This window comes from Fontisphaera persica (genome assembly GCF_024832785.1).
GTDB lineage: Bacteria > Verrucomicrobiota > Verrucomicrobiia > Limisphaerales > Fontisphaeraceae > Fontisphaera > Fontisphaera persica.
The window spans coordinates 4,152,724-4,171,744 of record NZ_CP116615.1 but is presented as its reverse complement, the minus strand read 5'-3'; the positions used below and the strand labels follow the sequence as shown (position 1 = coordinate 4,171,744).

The 19,021-nt window shown below is 64.2% G+C and carries 12 protein-coding genes; 5 read left to right on the top strand and 7 right to left on the bottom strand.

Going from position 1 to position 19,021, the window contains the following annotated elements:
- Nucleotides 1-67 precede the first annotated feature (67 nt).
- Entirely contained in the window at nucleotides 68-2,479 is a 2,412-nt protein-coding gene (locus tag NXS98_RS15660; protein WP_283845977.1) for an alpha-L-arabinofuranosidase family protein, read from the top strand.
- A gap of 126 nt (nucleotides 2,480-2,605) precedes the next feature.
- Here NXS98_RS15660 and NXS98_RS15655 read toward each other — a convergent pair whose 3' ends face one another.
- From NXS98_RS15655 to NXS98_RS15645, 3 genes are all read right to left on the bottom strand, one after another.
- Nucleotides 2,606-3,826: a Gfo/Idh/MocA family protein gene (locus tag NXS98_RS15655; RefSeq protein WP_283845976.1), complete on the bottom strand. Its 1,221-nt coding sequence runs from the start codon at nucleotides 3,824-3,826 to the stop codon at nucleotides 2,606-2,608.
- 51 nt (nucleotides 3,827-3,877) lie between these two features.
- Nucleotides 3,878-4,918, bottom strand: a complete 1,041-nt coding sequence (locus NXS98_RS15650) for a glycoside hydrolase family 62 protein (protein WP_283845974.1) — start codon at nucleotides 4,916-4,918, stop codon at nucleotides 3,878-3,880.
- A 101-nt stretch (nucleotides 4,919-5,019) separates the two neighbouring features.
- The gene (locus tag NXS98_RS15645) at nucleotides 5,020-7,887 is read right to left on the bottom strand and encodes an RIFT barrel domain-containing protein (protein ID WP_283845973.1); all 2,868 of its coding nucleotides are present in this window, start codon (nucleotides 7,885-7,887) and stop codon (nucleotides 5,020-5,022) included.
- Nucleotides 7,888-8,145: 258 nt separating this feature from the next.
- On the opposite strand from NXS98_RS15645, the gene NXS98_RS15640 reads away from it, so the two are divergent.
- Both NXS98_RS15640 and NXS98_RS15635 read left to right on the top strand, forming a co-directional pair.
- Nucleotides 8,146-8,877 (top strand): SDR family NAD(P)-dependent oxidoreductase, encoded by a 732-nt coding sequence (locus NXS98_RS15640; protein ID WP_283845972.1) that lies wholly within the window; start codon nucleotides 8,146-8,148, stop codon nucleotides 8,875-8,877.
- A 28-nt stretch (nucleotides 8,878-8,905) separates the two neighbouring features.
- Nucleotides 8,906-9,940, top strand: coding sequence for a zinc-dependent alcohol dehydrogenase (locus tag NXS98_RS15635; protein ID WP_283845971.1), 1,035 nt, complete (start codon nucleotides 8,906-8,908; stop codon nucleotides 9,938-9,940).
- Here the strand turns inward: NXS98_RS15635 and NXS98_RS15630 are convergent.
- Both NXS98_RS15630 and NXS98_RS15625 read right to left on the bottom strand, forming a co-directional pair.
- On the bottom strand, nucleotides 9,937-10,836 hold the full coding sequence (locus NXS98_RS15630; RefSeq protein WP_283845970.1) for an SDR family oxidoreductase: 900 nt from the start codon (nucleotides 10,834-10,836) through the stop codon (nucleotides 9,937-9,939). The genes NXS98_RS15635 and NXS98_RS15630 overlap by 4 nt on opposite strands.
- A gap of 170 nt (nucleotides 10,837-11,006) precedes the next feature.
- Nucleotides 11,007-12,704, bottom strand: coding sequence for a hypothetical protein (locus NXS98_RS15625; RefSeq protein WP_283845969.1), 1,698 nt, complete (start codon nucleotides 12,702-12,704; stop codon nucleotides 11,007-11,009).
- A 193-nt stretch (nucleotides 12,705-12,897) separates the two neighbouring features.
- On the opposite strand from NXS98_RS15625, the gene NXS98_RS15620 reads away from it, so the two are divergent.
- A complete protein-coding gene (locus NXS98_RS15620) occupies nucleotides 12,898-14,217 on the top strand; it encodes a cation:proton antiporter (protein WP_283845968.1) in 1,320 nt (439 codons plus the stop codon).
- 147 nt (nucleotides 14,218-14,364) lie between these two features.
- Here NXS98_RS15620 and NXS98_RS15615 read toward each other — a convergent pair whose 3' ends face one another.
- Nucleotides 14,365-15,378 carry a ThuA domain-containing protein gene (locus NXS98_RS15615; RefSeq protein WP_283845967.1) on the bottom strand — a complete coding sequence of 338 codons (1,014 nt, stop codon included), beginning with the start codon at nucleotides 15,376-15,378 and terminating at the stop codon, nucleotides 14,365-14,367.
- 154 nt (nucleotides 15,379-15,532) lie between these two features.
- On the opposite strand from NXS98_RS15615, the gene NXS98_RS15610 reads away from it, so the two are divergent.
- Entirely contained in the window at nucleotides 15,533-17,353 is a 1,821-nt protein-coding gene (locus tag NXS98_RS15610; RefSeq protein WP_283845966.1) for an ABC transporter ATP-binding protein, read from the top strand.
- A 54-nt stretch (nucleotides 17,354-17,407) separates the two neighbouring features.
- Here the strand turns inward: NXS98_RS15610 and guaA are convergent, their stop codons facing one another.
- Nucleotides 17,408-18,946 carry a glutamine-hydrolyzing GMP synthase gene (gene guaA / locus NXS98_RS15605; RefSeq protein WP_283845965.1) on the bottom strand — a complete coding sequence of 513 codons (1,539 nt, stop codon included), beginning with the start codon at nucleotides 18,944-18,946 and terminating at the stop codon, nucleotides 17,408-17,410.
- Between the last annotated feature and the right edge of the window lie 75 nt (nucleotides 18,947-19,021).

The window sequence follows — 19,021 nt, the reverse complement described above, 5'->3', positions numbered from 1 at the left end:
ATCCCCACGCCTGTCCTCCAAACATGCGACATTGCCACCGCTGCCGGCTGTGCTTAAATTGCCCGCCATGAAACAAAATCGTTGGTGTATGGCGTGGTTCGCTCTAGCTCTGGCTGGTGGCTGTTTGTTTTTAACCCCCTTCGCGCTGCCGGGCGCTCCTGCCTCCGGCACCATCACCGTGGCCGTGGACCGGCCCGGCCCCGCCTCCAGTCCCATGTTGTGGGGCATCTTTTTTGAGGACATCAACCACTCCACCGACGGCGGCATCTACGCGGAGCTGGTCCGCAACCGCAACTTCGAGGACGGCGACAAGCCGGATTACTGGACCGTGGTCCGCAGCGGGCCGGCCCAAATCGAAATCGCCGTGGACCGCAGCCAGCCCCTCAGCGCCAAAAACCCGCGCTCGCTCAAAGTGGACATCCGCGAGCCCGGCACCGGCCGCGCCGGCGTGGCCAACGGCGGTTATTGGGGCATGAACATCCGCAAGGGCGAAAACTACGAACTCTCCCTCTTCGCCCGCGCGGCCGCCGGCTTTAACGGCCCGCTGACGGTCACGCTGGAAAGCGAAGACCGCGAGGTGTACGCCGAAGGCCGCATCCCGCGCCTCGACACGCAATGGAAAAAATATTCGCTGAGCCTCACCGCCCGCGGCACCGACCCCCATGCCCGCCTGGTCATCAGCACCACCCGCGCCGGCACCTTCTGGCTGGACATGGTCTCCCTCTTCCCGAAAAAGACCTTCAAAAACCGCCCCAACGGCCTGCGGCCGGACCTGGCACAAATGCTGGTGGACCTCAAGCCTTCGTTCAACCGCTTCCCCGGCGGCTGCTGGGTGGAAGGCGATACCATGGCCCAAGCCTACCGCTGGAAACTCACCATCGGCGACCTCTCCGAGCGCCGCACCCAATGGAATTTGTGGGGGTACCACGCCACCCACGGCATCGGCTACCATGAGTATCTGCAAATGTGCGAAGACATCGGCGCCGAGCCGCTGTTTGTCATCAACTGCGGCATGAGCCATCGCGAAAATGTGCCCATGGACAAGATGAACGAGTTTGTCCAGGACGCCTTGGATGCCATCGAATACGCCAATGGCCCGGTGACCAGCACCTGGGGCGCCGTGCGCGCCAAAAACGGACATCCCGCCCCCTTTAATTTGAAGTACCTGCAAATCGGCAACGAAAACGGCGGCCCGGCCTACGAGGAGCGTTACCGCCTCATGTACAATGCCATCAAGGCCAAATACCCCTACGTCAACATCATCGCCAACGACTGGGGCGGCCCGCCCAAAAACAGCCCCCTCGAAATTGTGGACGAGCACTACTACAACAACCCCGAGTTTTTCATGGTGCAGTCCACCCGTTATGACAAGTACCCCCGCAACGGCTTCAAGGTCTTCGTGGGCGAGTACGCCGTCACCCAGGGCGGCGGCCAGGGCAATCTCCGCGCCGCCGTGGGCGAGGCCGCCTTCATGACCGGCCTGGAGCGCAATTCAGACGTGGTTGTCATGGCCTCCTATGCCCCGCTCTTTGTGCATGTCAATCACCGCCGCTGGAACCCGGACCTCATCAATTTCGACAGCTCCCGCGCCTACGGCATCCCCTCCTATTACGTCCAAAAAATGTTCAGTGAAAACCGCGGGCAGACCATCCTCCCCATCACCGTGGAGTCCCCCAACGCCTCCACCCGCACGCAGGGCGGCGCCATCGGCGTGGGCACCTGGCTCACCCAGGCCGAGTTCAAGGACATCAAGGTCACCCGCGGCAATGAGGTTCTCTTTGAGTTTGACCCGGCCAAAGGCACCCAGCCCTGGCGGCTGCTGGGCAATGGCAACTGGAGCATCCAGGACGGCGCCCTCCGCCAGATGAGCCGTGCCGAAAATGTGCGCGCCGTCATCGGCGACAAATCTTGGACGGATTACACCCTCACCCTCAAGGCCCGCAAAATCAGTGGCGACGAGGGCTTCCTCATTCTCTTCAATGTGCAGGATGAAAATGCCAAGTCCTGGTGGAACCTCGGCGGCTGGGGCAACCGCCGCCACGCCATCGAAATGGGCGGCGTCATCGGCCGCGAAGTCAACGGCCGCATCGAAACCAACCGCTGGTATGACATCCGCATCGAATCCGGCGCCAAAGGCGTGAAGTGCTATCTGGACGGCCAACTGGTGCACGACTCCGAGTATCCCACCCTCAAGGCGCTTTATGCCTCGGCCACCAAGGCCCAGGAAGAGGTGATTGTCAAAGTCGTCAACGCCAGTTACGACCCCGTCACCACCACCTTTGCCCTTCAGGGCGTGCAACGCGTGCAAGGCCCGGCGCGGATGATTGTCCTGACCAGCGAGAATGCCACCGACGAAAACAGTTTGGAAAACCCCACCAAAGTCTCGCCCAAAACCGCCACCCTCAACCTGCCCGGCCCGCGCTTTGAGCAAACGCTCGCCCCCAACTCCATCAACGTGTTGCGCGTAAGGGTCCAATAAGGGCAATCCCGCGGTTGACGCCACGGCTGCCAACGTGCCGTCACCGCCATCAAACATGGGGCGCAGTTCGCTGCGCCCCATTTTTTTTGCGCCGGTCAGCCATTATCGTGGTGGGCCAGAGACGGCTCAGCCCTTCACCCCGCGCAAATCCGGCTCGAGCTTTTTCCCCTCTTTAATCAGCGCCGCCAGCGTCAGCTCGGTTTGCCGGTACGCCGCCTCCCGCCCCAGCACCGCCGTCAAATTGGAGCGCACCGAGGGCGCCACCGTGGGATTGTCATAACGCCCCTGCGTAATGGCCTCCCAAAACTCCCGGATGTTGACCTGCGCCCCGGTGGTGTAGAGGTTGTCCACCCGCGCCCGCATGAAATCCTTGCCCCGCACGTACACCTCCGAAAAATAATCGCCCCAAATCACCCCCTCCGAGCCAAACCAGCGGGCGGTGATTTCATCCTTCACCTCGGGAATGGACTGGATGCAGGTAAAGGCCAGCGGCACCTGATTGGGAAACCAGTAGGTCAGCGCAAAATGGTCATAGATGCTGTTGGGCGGACGCACCTTGCGCCCCCCGCCCCCCACGGCCCGGACCGGGTCGGCGTTGATGACCCATGTGGCAAAGTCCAGCGAATGGATGCTTTGCTCCACGATAAAATCCCCGCTCAGCTCCAGCACATAATACCACTGCCGCAGCCGGCCTTCGGCGGTATCGGGCGGCGTCCCGCGGCCCCCGCCCCGCCAGGGATAATGGGCATCGCCCATGATGAGCTGGCCAATCTGCCCCTCGTGCACCCGCCGCACCGCCTCCCGAAAATGCTCATTGGCCCGAATCTGAAAATCCACCAGAAACACCAGTTTTTTGGCGGTGGCACGGCGTCCGGATTCCCCGATGGACAGGCAGCCCGGCGCGTCCACCGCAATCGGTTTGGCGATGAATACATGCTTGCCCGCCTCCACCGCTGCGGCGGCCTGCTCCGGATGAAAATAAGGCGGCGTCTCGATGACCACCGCGTCCAGTTTGCCTTCCAGCAAACGGCGATAACCGCTCAGGCCGGTGTAGCGGCGGGCGGCCTGGATTTGATGCTTGTTGCCCACCGCCTCCACCCGGTCCCCGAAATAATCCGCGCACGCCACCCATTGATAATGCCCGTCCGCCGCAAACAAGTCGGCAATCCACGCCCCCCGCCCGCCACAGCCAATCAGGCCAACCTCCACCCGCGAATTGGCTTCGGCACCAAACACGGTGGCAGGCTTAAGCAACGTCATCGCGCCGCCCACGGCGGCGGCTGTGGTGGAAGCCAGAAACCGCCGGCGCGGCATGGCGGAGGATGCGGAGTTGGATTGAGTCTTCATAAGCATCTTGTGGGTCTCTTGTGGTTTTTGAGTTTTTCGCCGCCCCAGCTTTCAGGGCGCCAAAGTCAGCAATCCGAGGCGCCACGGTATCTGGCCGTAAGGACGCCCGCGGTATTCCTCGTCACTGGCGCCCTGAAATACCATTTGCAACCGCTCCGGCTCCACTTCCATTCCTTCGTCCACCCCCGCACGGATTAGCTCGCCATGGCTGATGCTGGCCGTCCACACCGGGTTTTGCCGCACATTCAACCGGCTGGCAAAAGGCTTCTCCCACGTGGCCGCCAGCGGCTCCCATGGCCCGGCCAGCGAGCGCGCCAGATACGCCTTGTAATAGCGCCCGCCGCCGCCCTGCGCCTCCACGATGGTCAGGTATTCTTGGCGCCCTTTGAGTTTGTAAGTGTGCGACGCTTCAAAAATATCCGCCTGCAGCGCCAGTTGCTCCTCGCCCCAGCCATAAGGAAAATCCTCCCGCCGCGCCTGCCGCCGCCACATGCGCCCGTCCAAAGTCGTGTAAAACAAGTGCATGTGCGTGCCGTCGCCAATCACCCAAAAATCCAGCCAGCGCGGATTGGGCGGGCTGTTGGTCACCATCATCCGCGGGCGGCTCCACCCCGCCGGCTGGTCCACGCGCTCATTGGTCGAAAAACACGGGCCAAAAGCTGGTTTCCCGGAGCGGTCGGCCATTTGCGCGATGAGATACCATCGCTGGTGCGGCGTGAAATAAAACACCTGCGGCGCGCAATGGTATTGGTCATGGAGATTGAGAATGTGCCGCGGCGCGCGATTGGCCTCAGCCCAATCGCCAAAATTGAGATACACCATGTCCACCTTGCCCGTGGCGTGCCGCAGGGTGGCGAATACGTGCCACCGGCCGTTGTGCCGCACCACCGACGGGTCCTTCACCGCCACCTGCGGATTTGGCGCATGGGCGTACGCCGCGACATCCAGCCACGGCGCAGACGCCTGCCATTGAAACTGGCCATTCTGCCAGGGCTCCGTGGCCCCGGTCACCCCCACCACCCCCGCCAGCATCAGGCAGGCGGCAGCCAGCGCAACGCCCAGAGCCGGGCGCGTTCTCGTGCCGTGGTTCATAGCACCACCCTAATCCCAAACCGCCCTCCGGGTCAAACTCGCAGAAACCTCCCGCCCCCGCGCCAAAGCTGGGTTCGTGAGCGGCCCGCCATTCCTCCCCCTCAGGGCAGAGGCTTCTCCGGCCGAAAAAAGGCCTCAGGACGAGTCGCAAAATACGGCGCCAGCCCCTGCACGCTGACCACACTGACATCCTGCAACTTCAAACTCCACAGCCCCCGCGCATGGGCCGGCGGGATGGGCGCGCTCAACGTGTAACCATAACGACCGGTATCCCCCAAATCCACAAACGCCTCCACCACCCCCGCCGGCCGGCCCTGCGGGTCAAACAGCACCGCCTTCTTGAATCCCTCCCCCTCGCCGGCCAGCGCAATCACAATGTTGGTTGCTCCCGCCACCGGCACCGTATAAAGCCGCGGATGCAGAAACTCCAGCCCGGTAAATTGCGGCGTGCTCAACACCGCCGCCATTGGCCGCGCCGAAACCACGTCCCATGTGATGAACGAACCGGCCCGCACAGTGGCCATCTGCGGCGCGTCCAGCGCCAGCCGCCAGGTGCCGGCGGCCGGTTGCTTCACCCGCAGCCGCTCGCGCTGCCACACCACGCCGCTTTCGGGAAAACTCACCCGCGCCGCCAGCCGCCCCGCCGGGTCATGCAGCCGCGCTTCGCCCGGCCCCTTCCACGCGCCCTTGCGGATGATGACCAACTCCAGCGGTGCGGCCTCGGTGACCTGGTAATACAGCTCCCCCGCGCCGGACGGCACATGCCGCACATGCAGGCCGTTTTCCGAGGCAAACTGCTCCGCGCTCAACCGGAAACTGTGCTCCGGCCGCTGCACCAGCCCGCTGCGCTCCATGAACGGCAGCGCATGTACCGTGAAAATCGTGCCCGCCCCCAAATCCAGCGTATTCCATGCCACCGCCCGCGCCAGCGTGGTCTCATAGGATAATTTGAGCGCGTCCAGATACCGCGCATCGCCCGTGCGCTGATAGGCCCAGGCCAGCGCCTCCAGCGTGCGCCCCAGATATTCCGGATACATCCCCAGCGTGCGGTGAATCACCCGCAGCGCCGCCTCCGCCACGCGTTCATCCCCGGTGGCGCGGTAATAATAAATGAATCCCGTTGCCGCAATGCCGTTAAAGAAGGCAATCCGATTGTCCCACCGAATGTTGAACCGGCCCCGCGCGTCCAGCCCCTCCACCAGCCGCTGCACCGTGTCGCGCGCCGCCTCGAAAAACACCGGGTCCCACGTGGCCTCGTACACGGGCAGCAGCGAAATCAGCGCCCACCCAATTTGCCGCTCGTTCCCCAACGAGCGCGGATTGCGGATGTCCCGCGCAAAAAAACGCCCCAGCGTCACCGCCGCCTCCAGACTGCGACGTTCGCCGGTGAAAAAATAATGCTCCAGCAAACCGCGGGTGAAGGTGTGGCCAAATTCCGCCTGTGTCTCAGTGTGCCGCGGCGAATGCTTCCATTGCCAGCCGGTGAAGTGATTGGTGTCAATGTCCGCCTGATGCCGCGCCATGCGCCGCGCCGCGTCCAGATATTTGCGCTGGCCGGTCCGGGCAAATTGCACCAGAAAATTGTGCGGCATGTCGTACTCCAGGTTGACGTACGCATTTTTGCCCTTGTACGGCCCGCCGTAATAAAAGTCGCCCCAATGCCGCAGGCCGCGCGTCATGCTTTTGATGCACTTGTCCCCGCTCGCCTGCGTGAGCGTTTCGTAATCGGGAAACAAATCGAAATCAAACGGCGCCACCTCCCCAAACACCCCGCTGGCGCAATACCACGCCGCCGGCGCCGTCGCAAACAACGGCTCCTCCCACGCCCGCGCCGCTGCCGCCGCCTCCGCCGGTGGCTCGAAATCCAGCAATAAATCATGCGTCTTGGCCAGGCCCTGGTCCCACTCGAACAGCTCCTTCGCCCCGGCCGCATACAATTCGCACTGGTACCGCCGCCCGTCCGCGCGCAGCGTCTTGGGGTATTGCGCCGCAAAGTCGCGCACGGCCGTCAGCACCCGAAAACTCCCATTCGAGCACACCACCCACCCCGCCGCCTGCCTGCCCTGCGCCCTGGCCGCGCCGCCCGCAAACTCATACTGCGACTCCGCCCACTGGCGCAGCTCATGGCTCATCCCGCGGCTCTCATGAGTCATGCCCTCATCGCCGCCCAGCCAGGCTGCGCCGTCCGCCCCCGGCGCCATGGCCGCCTCCCACTGCACGCCGTAACTCCGCACCGGCAGCAGCTTGTTTTGCGCGTTCAAATGAACCAGCGTGTGCTGCGCCTGCACCCGCGCCGCCTCCGCCCACACCGTCAAACGCCAGAGATAATGGAGCGTCACCGGCGCGTTGCTTCCCGCCACCGGCCGCAGCTTCCCGGCAACGCGAATCACCGCCCGCACCGGGCCGCTTTCCTCCACCACCACCGCCTCGGGCGGCAGCTCGGCGCCCCCTTCATTCACAAACGTGCCCAGGCGCACCGGCGGCAGCTCCCGCCCACGCACGCGCAACTGGCGCAACAACGCAAACTCCTGCCGCGCCACCCCAAACCGCAGCAAGCCGTTGTCCACCTCCACCCCCGCCGGTGTTTCGGTGACGCGCACCGCGTGGCGCGGCGCAGGCGGCGGAGCCGCCGCTGCCGCCACGGACAATTTCAGGGTGGTTTGCTCCCGTGCTGAAAGACTCAGCGGAAAGTCCAGCAACGCCCATTTCACTGAACCATCACGCCACGTCGCCAGCGCCTGCGCCTGCAACGGCACGGCCTGCCCCTGCCCGTCCCGCAATTGCAGGGCGGCCACATTCGTCAATCGCCCCGGCGGAAAGGGCACGCCGGACGTGACAATCTCCTGGTGGCGCGCCACTCCCGCCGGCTCGGCCACGTTCAACGCCAGTTCCGTGGCCATCAATCGCGGCAGCAGCCCCAGGCCGGCAGCCAGCCCGGACGCAGCCCAAACTAACCATCGCTGGTTCATAGATTGCAGGCCCCAATATGCCACCCCCCGCCCAGATTGCGATGCGAAAGAACTAACTCTCCGGCCTTCTTTTTTCAGAATTTTTCCTTTACCCGTCGGGACGCCCTCCGCGGCAGCGGTGTTCATTTACTTCCCTCTCCCCAAAGGAGAGGGGCAGGGTAAAGGGAGAGAACGCCACCGGCTCTGCAATAAAATCTCCATTGAGAGATACACTTTGCCCTTTGCCTTTCCCCCGCCCGCCCGGTTACATTCCCGCCCGTGGCGGATGCCAATACATCACGGCCCTCCCGCGTGGCGCTGGTCACCGGCGCCGCCGGCGGTCTGGGCCGCGCGCTGGTGGAGGAGCTCCTGGCGCAGGGCTGGCAGGTGGGCGCCGGCTGGCATCAAAAACCCATCTCCCAGCCCCACCCTGCCCTGCTGCCCGTGCCGCTGGACGTAACCTCCGCGCCCAGTGTCCAGGCCGCCGTGCAACAGCTCCTGGACCGCTGGCACCGCCTCGATTTGCTCATCCACAACGCCGGCCTCACCCGCGACTCGCTCATCGCCCAAATGCAGCCCGCCGACTGGGAGGCCGTGCTGGCGGTGAATCTGAAAGGCGCGTTTTTATGCGCCCGGGCCGCCCTGCCGGTGATGCAGCAACAGCGCTCCGGCCACATCATTCATATCAGCAGCCACGCCGCCCGCGCCGGCACGCGCGGCCAGGCCAACTACGCCGCCGCCAAGGCCGCGTTGCTGGGCCTTACCCTGAGCCTTGCCCGCGAAGCCGCCCCCTACGACGTGCGCGTCAACGCCGTCCTGCCCGGCGTCCTGCCCACCGAAATGACCCGGCGCCTGCGCCCGGAACAAATCAACGCGCTGGCCGAGGCCAACCTGCTCCGCCGCCTCAATGATTTGGCCGAGGTGGCGCGCTTTGTGGTTTTCCTGGCCGGCATGAAAAACGTCTCCGGCCAAATCTTTCAACTGGACAGCCGGTTGAATTCGTGGACTTGATGAACCGGCTCTGTTTGAAGGGACCCACATGAAAGCCCTCGCCATGACGGCCTTGCGCCAGTTGGAATTAATCGAGCTGCCCATGCCCACGCTGCGCTCGCCCCATGAAGTCCTCCTACAGGTGCGCTGCGTGGGCATCTGCGGCTCGGACATGCACTACTACGAAACCGGCCGCATCGCCTCGCGCCGCGTGCAGTTTCCCTTTGTCCTGGGCCACGAGTGCTCCGGTGTGGTCATGGCCACCGGTGCCGCCGTGCAGCGCGTCAAACTCGGCGATGAAGTGGCGGTGGACCCCGCCATGAGCTGCGGCCAGTGCGACCAGTGCCGCGCCGGACGCCCGCACACCTGCCGCCAGTTGCGTTTTCTGGGCTGCCCCGGCGAAGCGCCGGGTTGCCTCAGTGAATTCATCGTCATGCCCGAAAGCAGCCTGTACCGCACCTACCGCCGCCTGAATCTCACCCAGGCCGCCCTCTGTGAACCCCTGTCCATTGCCGTGTACGCCGTCCGCCTCGCCCGCCTGCAACCCGGCATGACCGCGGGCATCCTCGGCGCCGGCCCCATTGGTCTCTGTGTCATGCTCGCCGCGCGCCACGCTGGCGCCGCCGGCATCTGGATGACCGACCGCCTGGATTATCGCGTGGCTTTTGCCCACCAGCACGGCGCCACCTGGGCCGGCAATCCGGACCGCGAAGATGTGGTGAGCCACATTCTCCATTCGCAGCCCGCAGGGTTGGACGTGGTTTTCGAGTGTGCTGGTCAGCAGGCCGCGCTCGACCAGGCCGTGGAGCTGCTCAAACCCGGCGGCACGCTGGCCATTGTGGGCATCCCCCGCGAAGACCGTGTCTCCTTTCACATTGACTCCCTCCGCCGCAAGGAAATCACCCTCGTCAACGTCCGCCGCCAAAACCAGTGCGTGCAGGCGGCCCTGGACCTGGTGGCCGCCGGCGCGGTGAACCCGGATTTCCTGGTGACCCACACCTTCGGCCCGGAAAAAGGCGCCGCCGCCTTTGCCATGGTGGCCGATTACCGCGACGGCGTCATCAAGGCGATGATTGAGTTTTAACTTTCCCAGCCCCCTTCCCGCTGCAAACGCTGGATTTCCGGCAAAAAACCCTCCCGATACGTCGGATAACGCGGCCGCCAGCCCAGCTCCGCCTTCAACCGCGCGTTGCTCACCCGTTTATTCGTCAACGCCCGCTTGCGGGGCACTGCGACTTCGCCGCTCATCTCGGGCGGCAGCGGCCTGCCGAGTTGCTGCGCCAGCCAGCCGAACAATTCCCGGGCCGTTACCGGCCCATCGTCCGCCACATTATACACCCGCCCCGCCGCCCGGCCCGCATGGTCCAGCACCGCCAAAATGGCCTGCACCACATCCTCCCGATGAATCATGTTCAGAAAGCGCCCGCTGCTCTCGTCCAGCCTCGCCTGGCCCGCCAGAAACTGATTCAGCCAGTAACAACGGCCCGGCCCGTAAATGCCCGCCAGCCGCAAAATGGCCACCGGCATTCCCCCGGCGGCGGCCTCCCGCCATTGATGCTCCGTGGCCACCAAAATCCGCGCTGTCTCATTCGCCGGCTCCGTGGGGCTGTCCTCCGTTACCCATTGTCCATCGGTCTGCCCATAAACGCTGGTGCTGCTCAGATGCACATACAGCACCGGGGGCGCCACTGTAAAAATCTCGCGCAAATGCCCTGCCGCCTCCAGAAACACCTGCCGGTACACTTCCACCCCCCCGCGGCTCGAAGACACACAGTTGATGACCGCATCCCATTTCCCCTGCAACTGCCGCACGGCGTCGCGCTGCGTGATGTCCACGGTCCACCAGCGCGCGGCGGCCAGGGAAGGCGGCGCCAGCTCCACCGCCTGCCGGCGCACGGCATGCACCTCCACCCCGCGCTGAAGAAGCTGCTCCGCCAGCGCCGTGCCCACATAACCACAGCCGATGATTAAGGCCCGCATAAATCAGCCCCAAAATAAACCCACCCCCCGCGCAGGGAAAACAGAATGTCGCCGACGCTCACCCGCGCCCATCCGCCGGGCAACCCCAAATCCTTCCCAAGGCTTGGGGTTTTTGCCTGCCGACGGCGGGTGATTTCCCGGCCATGAATGCCGGTGGCTTTAGCCTTTGCTCATGGCCGGTACGGCCGCAGCTCATGCTGCGGCGGTGTTTTCATCTGGTCCCGCACCTGCGCCACTGGCAGCTCCGATTCCAGCAGCCACACCGTGCGCCCCGCAAAGTAATCCAACAGCCGCCGGTTCTTCTCCGGCCCCATGTCGCGCGCCCAGACCACCGGCGCGCTGTCAATCTCGGCGCCATTGTGCACCCAGTCATCGTGCACCGATTGTTTCGGACCGTACCGCACTATAATCAAGTGCTGGCCGCCCTGCCGCGTGAGGCGCGCCATCATTTCCTGGCGCTGATAGTCCCAGTCGCGCCGGTGATTCTCCCACCGCCGGCTTTTCATCCACAAAGCGGTCTGGCCCAGGCATCCCAGCAGCACCAGCACCACCACGGCACGGCCCAGCGGACGCCCCCACGGCCGCCAGCCCGCCCACTGCCGCAGCCCCAGCAGCACGACCACAAAGAAAAAGCCGCCCACTGGCGCCACATACCGGTCCCACATCCACGTCTCCTGCATGACCAGCACCCCAAACACCACCACCGCCCCCACCGCAAAACGCGGCCAGCCGCCGCGCCGCCATACCCACGGCAGCGCCAGCAGCGCAATGGCCAGCACGTAAAAACGCCCCAGATAATCCCGCGCCAGCCGTTTGAGCTTCACCACGGTCTGCCGCGCAAATCCCCCCAGTGTCTGCTGCGCGTCATACTCCTCGCGGGCGTACCCCACAAAATGCTCGCGGATTAAGGCATGATGATAGGCCGGCTCCGGGCGCGGTTTCATCCAGACCAAAAACGGCGCCACCGCGTAGCGCTCCTCATAAACCATGTAGGGAAACTTGAAATAATCACCGGTCAGACGGGCGTTGTAATAACCCTGCCAGCCCAAATACAAACCGGCCACCATCGCCGCCGGCCACAGGGCCCGTTGCAGGGTTTTTATTTCCAGCGTGGCACGTTGACGCCACACCCACCCGGCCAGGCCAACCCCGGCAATCACCGCCACCAGCAGTCCCTCAAAGGGCCGGCTCAACGCCATCCACACCCCCCCCACCGCCAGCCAGAAGCCATCCGCCGCCCGGGGGCCATGGACAAAACGACCCAATGCCCCCGCCACCAGGGCCCCGCCCAACAGCGCCTCCGCCCCCCCCCAATAAACCTGCCCCCACTTCAGCAGCACCGGATGCAACGCCACCAACGCGCCCCCCAGCACCGCCCACCGCGGCGGCAGCCACGCAAAAAACGCCCAGCACAACGCCGCGCAAGCCAGCGCCACACTCAACCACATCCCCACGATTGGCTGGCCCACCGTCACCTGCCCCAGCGCCAGCATCAGCCCCTGCGCCGGCGGATACTTCGACATCCGCACCGGCGTGGCCGAGTTCGGCGGCTCGCACAGCACATGGATTTCCTCAAAAAACTCCGCCAGCGGATGCGCCGGGTTGGCCAGCCGCCCCCGCGCAAAAGTGTCCGCCGCCAGCAGGTTGGCAAATTCATCATGAATGTGCGGCGCGGCGCGTCCCACCACCAGCGTCAGCCCGCCGTGCAGCGCAAAGGTGAGCAGCCCCACCAACGCTACCGTCAGCCGCGGCCGGCGGCCCAGCCAGCCGGTCACCGCCTCCAGCCAGCGCAAGGCGCGAGAAAACCAGCGGGGTTGCCATACCGCCAGCGCCGTCACCACGGCAGCGAGCAAAAGGATTTTTATCATGGTAATAACGTCCGCACGTCATACCACAAGCCACGCCCGGCCGCCAGTGTGCTGTGGGGCCCAAGGGAAGGGAGGCGCTTTTTCCGTCACCCTTGGGCGAATGGCGCCTCGCGCCCGCCCGCCATTTGCGCGTGGACATTCCTGCGCTAACTTCTGCCTCGCGTGGGTGGCAGATTTCCCCCGCGTCAGGATTATGAATCCGGCTGCCATCGAAAGCCATCTCCGGCTGGTGCTCGGGCAATGGGTAATCATCATTGCCTGCGCCTATATTTTTGGCCGGCTGGGGCGGCGGTTTCTCAACCAGCCGCTGGCTGTGGGTGAGATTTTTGCCGGCATCCTGCTGGGCCCTTCCTTTTTTGGCGCTTTCTGGCCCGAGTATTTCCAACAAATTTTTCCCGCCAGCGCCGCCCAATCCATGCAATTGCTGGGCAAGCTTGGATTAATCCTCCTGTTGTTTCAGGTGGGCATGGAGTTCGAGTTCAGCCACCTGCGCAGCCGCACCCGCACCGTCACCGCCGTGGCCGTGACCGGCCTGGTGGTGCCCATGCTTGGCGCCCTGCTCATCGGCCCGTGGCTCCACCGCACTTTTGCGGCGGAGGTCTCCTATTTTGGTTTCCAACTGTTCATTTGTGTGGCCATGGCCATCACCGCCCTGCCAATCATGGGCCGCATCCTGCTGGAGATGAAACTGGAAAAACATCCACTCTCCGTCCTGGCCATCAGCGCCGGCGCCATTGATGATGTGGTGGGCTGGGTGCTGCTGGCCGTCATCACCGCCCTGGCCACCGCCGGTTTTTACTGGGGTTCCCTGGCCAAACAAGTGGTCAGCCTGTTGGTGTTTTATTTTGTCGTGGTGTACGGCATCGGCCCCGCCTTGCGCTGGTGGTGGAGGCGCCTCCAGGCTGGACCAAACCCCCAAGGCCCGGCCATCCCCACCGCCTACCTGGCGGTGCTGTTGATGGTCTTGTTTGCCTGCTGCATCACCACCAACTCCCTCGGCGTGTTCTCCATCTTCGGCGCCTTTCTGCTGGGGGTTTCGCTCCATCAGGAACACGCCCTGGTCAAGGCCTGGCGCGAAAAGTTCTCGGACTTCGTCCTCGTGGCCCTGGTCCCCATCTTCTTCACCAACACCGGCCTGCGCACTCACATCGGCTCGCTGGACGGCCTGACGGCCTGGCTGGGCTGCGCCGTCGTCGTGGCGGTGGCCGTGGCGGGCAAACTTGGCGGCTGTTTCGCGGGCGCGCGCATGACCGGCCTGCCGGTGCGTGATTCGGCCTTCGTGGCCACCCTGATGAACACGCGCGCCCTCATGGGGCTGGTGGCCATCAACGTGGGCGCCGACCTGGGTCTGCTGCCGCCCCAGCTTTTCACCATGTTTGTCATCATGGCCCTGGTCACCACCGCCATGGCCGGTCCCCTGCTGCATCTGTGGCGACCCCGCCCTCACGACCACCCAGCCACCGCGCCGGCGGGCGCTCAAGGGATGGCTCCCAAGGCGGCAGTCAACCCCTAGCCGGGCCATGCCTCAGCGCGGCTTGCCCTCGCGGCGTGGAGTTATGCCCCCCTTTCCTGCAACCCAAGGCTGCGGCGGGGGTTGAATGAAAACGTGAAATCTGCGGCCACTGGCCGGGCTGGCGGCGCGCCCAAAACCAGGCCCGCCTCACTTGATTTCCGCCAGCATTTCCGGCTTGATGCCCTTGACGTGCTTGCCGAAGCCAAAATAGGTGGGCTTCCATTCCCCCACAATGTCCACCTGGCTGCGGGCTGGGATTTGCGCCTCCATCCCCAGGCACCAGTAAGCGCCATTGACCAGCAGGCGCCGGAAGGCCTCATTCTGCATGTCCACCGCGCTGCCCATGGTGGAGGTGAACACCCGCCCGCCCTTGTAGGTTTTGGTCCAGGCAATGGGCATCATGGGATTATTCTTTTCCCCCTCCACTGGCGGGTCCTCCGGTTTCATCCCCTTGACCACCTGCCCGAGCACCAGCGGCCGGCTGTCGCCCGGCAATGGCAGGCGCACGCGGTACACATCCGTCGGCCCAAAAATTTCCCCGTCCTTGATGCCGCGTAAAATAGGATGATTGGCCTCGCCCGGCGCGAGGATGCCGCGGGTCGCTTCCGTGCCGTGATTGCCGTGATGCGCAATCCATTTTTCTCCCAGCACCTGCCGCCCGAAACCGCCCTCATAATCCGCGCCAGCATAGCCGTCGCTGTATTTGAAATAGGGGCTGTTTTTATTGCTCAGCTTGAACGCATGGGTGGCGGTGCGGATGCCCAGCACCGGCCGGCCCGCCTCCACATAATCTATGATGGGCTTCATCTGCTCATCCGACAAATTGCGCCAGCGCGTGAAAATAATCATCAAATCCGCCGTCTTCAGCACCTCCAGGCCCGGGATATTATTGTTCACATTGGGGTTGATCTCGCCCGTGGCCGGGTCAATCGCGTAGAGCACCGTGCACTTGAATCCATGATGCCGCGCCAAAATCCGCCCCAGTTGCGTCAGCGCCTCCTCCGAGCGGTATTCTTCATCGCCGGAGACCAGCACAATATGTTTGCCTTTGCCCGGGCCGGGAAAGCCGTCATACACCACCCACGGCGACGGCGCGGCAAACAAAGTTCCGGCGCACAGGCTCAGTGCGGCCACGAGATTCCAGGCAAACATGGCTTTCATAGTTTTGGCTTGGTGCAAGCTGCTTTGTGCCGGATTGGACGCCAAAAAGCAATGCGATATTCTAGCCCGGTGCCGCCGGCTGACGCCTCCCGCCCGCCTTCCCCCTTGGCAAAGTGGGCGGGGGCTTCTACTTTTCCGGCGGCACAAGGGCCGCATGATGCGCCATCATCCAGTCCGGGCGTTGAGCGATCCCACGTTGCGCGTCAAACCGCGCACGACGTGGGAGGTCATCCGGCGTGTCTGGGTCTTTCTGCGCCCGTACCGCGGGCTGGCAATCGCCAACATCGCCTGCGCCATTCTGTCGCTGGCCTTTGCCTTTGTGTACCCCAAGCTGGCCCGCTACATCATTGACGAGGTCATCGCCAAAAACCAGGCCGCCCTCCTCGGCTGGGTCTGCCTGGCCCTGGCCGGCGCCTTCCTGCTGCGGGAGGTGTTCAACAGCCTGCGCATTCGCATCAACAACATCTTTGAGCAAAACGTCATTTACGACATGCGCCGCGCGGTGTACGCCCGCCTGCAACGGCTGCCGGTGGCGTGGTTTGACCAGCGGGCCTCCGGCGACCTGATGACCCGGGTCATCGAGGACGTGAACAGCGTGGAGCGCGTGCTCATTGACGGCACCGAGCAGGGCACCGTGGCGCTGTTGAGCGTCCTGGGCGTCCTGGTCATCATGCTCCTGGCTTCGCCCACGCTCGCGCTGATGGCCATGCTCCCCCTGCCGTTGCTGGTGGCCGGCGCCCTGTGGTACACCCTGACCGCCCACCAGCGCTACCGCGCCCAGCGCGAGGCCGCCAGCGCCATGAACGCCCTGCTCATGGACAACCTGCAGGGCGTCCGCCAAATCAAGGCTTTTGGCCGCGAGCGCCATGAGGACGAGCGTTTCGCCCAGCGCGCCGATGCCATGCGCCGGGGCATGTTGCAGGTCATGCTGGCCTGGGCCTTTTACTCGCCCTCCATGGCCTTCGGCTCCTCCCTGGGCATCGCTCTGGTGCTCTGGGCGGGCGGGCGCCAGGTGATGCACGGGGAATTATCCCTCGGTCAACTGGTGGAGTTCATTTTCTATTTGGGCCTGTTTTATGAGCCAATTGGCCGCCTGCACGGCCTCAACCAAATGCTCCAGAGCGCCCGCGCCGCGGGCGAGCGGGTCTTCGACATCCTGGACACGCCCCACGAGCGCGTCACCGGACGCACGCGCGAGCTGGGCCGCGTGCGCGGGGAGGTGGTGTACGAAAACGTGGGCTTCCGCTACCACCCCGAGCGCGTCGTCCTGCGCGGCATTCATCTCCACGCGCAGCCGGGACAGATGATCGCCCTGGTGGGGCCTACCGGCGCCGGCAAGTCCACCCTCGTCAACCTGCTGCCCGCCTTTTATGAGCCTACCGAGGGGCGCATTCTGATTGATGGGGTGGACATCAGCACGGTGACCCTGGAATCGTTGCGCGCGCAAATTGCCGTCGTCAGCCAGGAATCCTTCCTGTTCAACGGCACCATTCGCGAAAACATCCTCTACGGCAAACTCAACGCCACCGAGGAGGAAATGATTGCCGCCGCCCGGGCCGCCAACGCGCACGAGTTCATTCAGCGCCTCCCGCGCGGCTACGACTCGCATGTGGGCGAACGCGGCGTCAAACTCAGCGTGGGCGAAAAACAGCGCGTGAGCATTGCCCGGGCTTTGCTCAAGGACGCGCCGCTCCTGATTCTCGACGAGGCCACCGCCAGCGTGGACACCGCCACGGAAAAACTCATCCAGGAGGCCCTCGAACGATTGATGGCCGGCCGCACCAGCTTTGTCATCGCCCACCGTCTCAGCACCATTCTCAAGGCGGACCAAATCCTCGTTTTGCGCCACGGCGAAATCGTCGAGCGCGGCACCCACGAGGAGTTGCTGGCGGCCGATGGGCTTTACGCGCGGCTGGCCCGCATCCAGAACACCACTTTCATCGAGGAGAGCTTCGAGAAGCTTGGCGCGGGTTGATTTCCCCGGCCGCGCGCCGCCGGTGGATTCTCCGCCCCGGCGGCATCCCCCGGCCTATTCCCACTCGATGGTGGCGGGCGGCTTGCTGGAAATGTCCAACACCACGCGGTTGACGCCGTTGACCTCGTTGATGATGCGGTTGGAAAGCCGCTCCAATAAATCGTAGGGCAGCTTGACCCAGTCGGCCGTCATGCCGTCCTGCGATTCCACGGCGCGGACGGCAATGGTGTAATCGTAGGTCCGTTCATCCCCCATCACCCCCACGCTGCGCACGGGCAGCAGCACGGCGAAACTTTGCCAGATGCGGTAATACCAGCCGGTGGCCTTCATTTCCTCCACCACAATGGCATCGGCATGGCGCAGGATTTCCAGGCGCCGCGGGGTGACTTCGCCTAGGATGCGCACCGCCAGCCCCGGACCGGGGAAGGGCTGCCGGTACACGATTTCCTTGGGCAGCCCCAGCTCCGAACCCAGGCGGCGCACTTCATCCTTGAACAGGCACTTGAGCGGCTCGACCAGTTGGAATTTCATGCGCTTGGGCAGGCCGCCCACATTGTGATGGCTCTTGATGAGAGCCGCCGGGTTGCCGCCGATGGGCACCGATTCTATGACATCCGGATACAACGTGCCCTGCGCCAGGAAGCGGGCCTTGCCCGCGCGCCGCGTGGCGGCGTCAAACACCTCAATGAACGTGCGCCCGATGATCTTGCGCTTGCGCTCGGGGTCCGTGACCCCCTTCAACCGCCCCAAAAACAGCCGGCTCGCGTCCTCATAGTGCAGCCGGATTTTGAAGTTGCGCCCAAACACCTGCCGCACCGTCTCGGCCTCCCCCTGGCGCAAGACGCCGTTGTTGACAAAAATGCAGGTGAGCTGGTCGCCAATCGCCCGGTGAATCAGCGCCGCCGCCACGCTGGAGTCCACGCCCCCGCTCAACCCCAGAATGACCCGCTCGCGCCCCACCTGCTGCCGGATTTCCTCCACGGCCTGCTCAATGTAATTGCGCATCGTCCACCCGCGGCCGCAGCCGCAAATGCCGTGCACAAAGTTGCTCAAAATCTCCATGCCCCGCGGCGTGTGCACCACTTCCGGGTGAAATTGCAGGCCAAACATCTTTTTCCGCCGATGCTCAATGGCCGCATGCGGCGAATTGGCGGTAATGGCCACCGTCTTGAAACCGGTGGGCAGCCGCGTCAGCCGGTCCCCATGCGAATTCCAAACCTGAAACTCCGGAGGCAGGCCCTTGAACAGGCGGCTTTCGTTGTCGGTGACCGTCAGCAGCCCCTTCCCATACTCGCGCCGCTGGCCGCGCTCCACCCGCCCCCCCAAAAAGTGCGCCAGCAATTGCATCCCGTAACAAATCCCCAGCACCGGCACCCCCAGCTCGAAAATGCCCGGGTCCGGCAGCGGCGCCTTCTCCGCATACACGCTCGCCGGCCCGCCGCTGAGAATCAAACCGGCCGGTTTTTGCGCCGCGAGCTCGGCCGCGGGCGTGTTGTATGCCTTGATTAGGCAGAACACCTGGCACTCGCGAATCCGCCGGGCAATGACCTGCGTGTATTGCGAGCCAAAATCAAGTATGACAATGTGTTCCATTAAAAGCGTGGTCTCGCCCCCACCTCGGGGGCCATAAAAAAGTCATCCACCTCCCGCGGCCAGAAACAGAATATG

Bases quoted from the DNA above. Each gene is read 5' to 3' on its own strand.
- NXS98_RS15650 (WP_283845974.1), bottom strand. From the start codon at position 4,918: ATGAACCACGGCACGAGAACGCGCCCGGCTCTGGGCGTTGCGCTGGCT.
- NXS98_RS15635 (WP_283845971.1), top strand. From the start codon at position 8,906: ATGAAAGCCCTCGCCATGACGGCCTTGCGCCAGTTGGAATTAATCGAG.
- NXS98_RS15610 (WP_283845966.1), top strand. From the start codon at position 15,533: ATGATGCGCCATCATCCAGTCCGGGCGTTGAGCGATCCCACGTTGCGC.
- NXS98_RS15655 (WP_283845976.1), bottom strand. From the start codon at position 3,826: ATGAAGACTCAATCCAACTCCGCATCCTCCGCCATGCCGCGCCGGCGG.
- NXS98_RS15660 (WP_283845977.1), top strand. From the start codon at position 68: ATGAAACAAAATCGTTGGTGTATGGCGTGGTTCGCTCTAGCTCTGGCT.
- guaA (WP_283845965.1), bottom strand. From the start codon at position 18,946: ATGGAACACATTGTCATACTTGATTTTGGCTCGCAATACACGCAGGTC.
- NXS98_RS15630 (WP_283845970.1), bottom strand. From the start codon at position 10,836: ATGCGGGCCTTAATCATCGGCTGTGGTTATGTGGGCACGGCGCTGGCG.
- NXS98_RS15645 (WP_283845973.1), bottom strand. From the start codon at position 7,887: ATGAACCAGCGATGGTTAGTTTGGGCTGCGTCCGGGCTGGCTGCCGGC.
- NXS98_RS15615 (WP_283845967.1), bottom strand. From the start codon at position 15,378: ATGAAAGCCATGTTTGCCTGGAATCTCGTGGCCGCACTGAGCCTGTGC.
- NXS98_RS15620 (WP_283845968.1), top strand. From the start codon at position 12,898: ATGAATCCGGCTGCCATCGAAAGCCATCTCCGGCTGGTGCTCGGGCAA.
- NXS98_RS15625 (WP_283845969.1), bottom strand. From the start codon at position 12,704: ATGATAAAAATCCTTTTGCTCGCTGCCGTGGTGACGGCGCTGGCGGTA.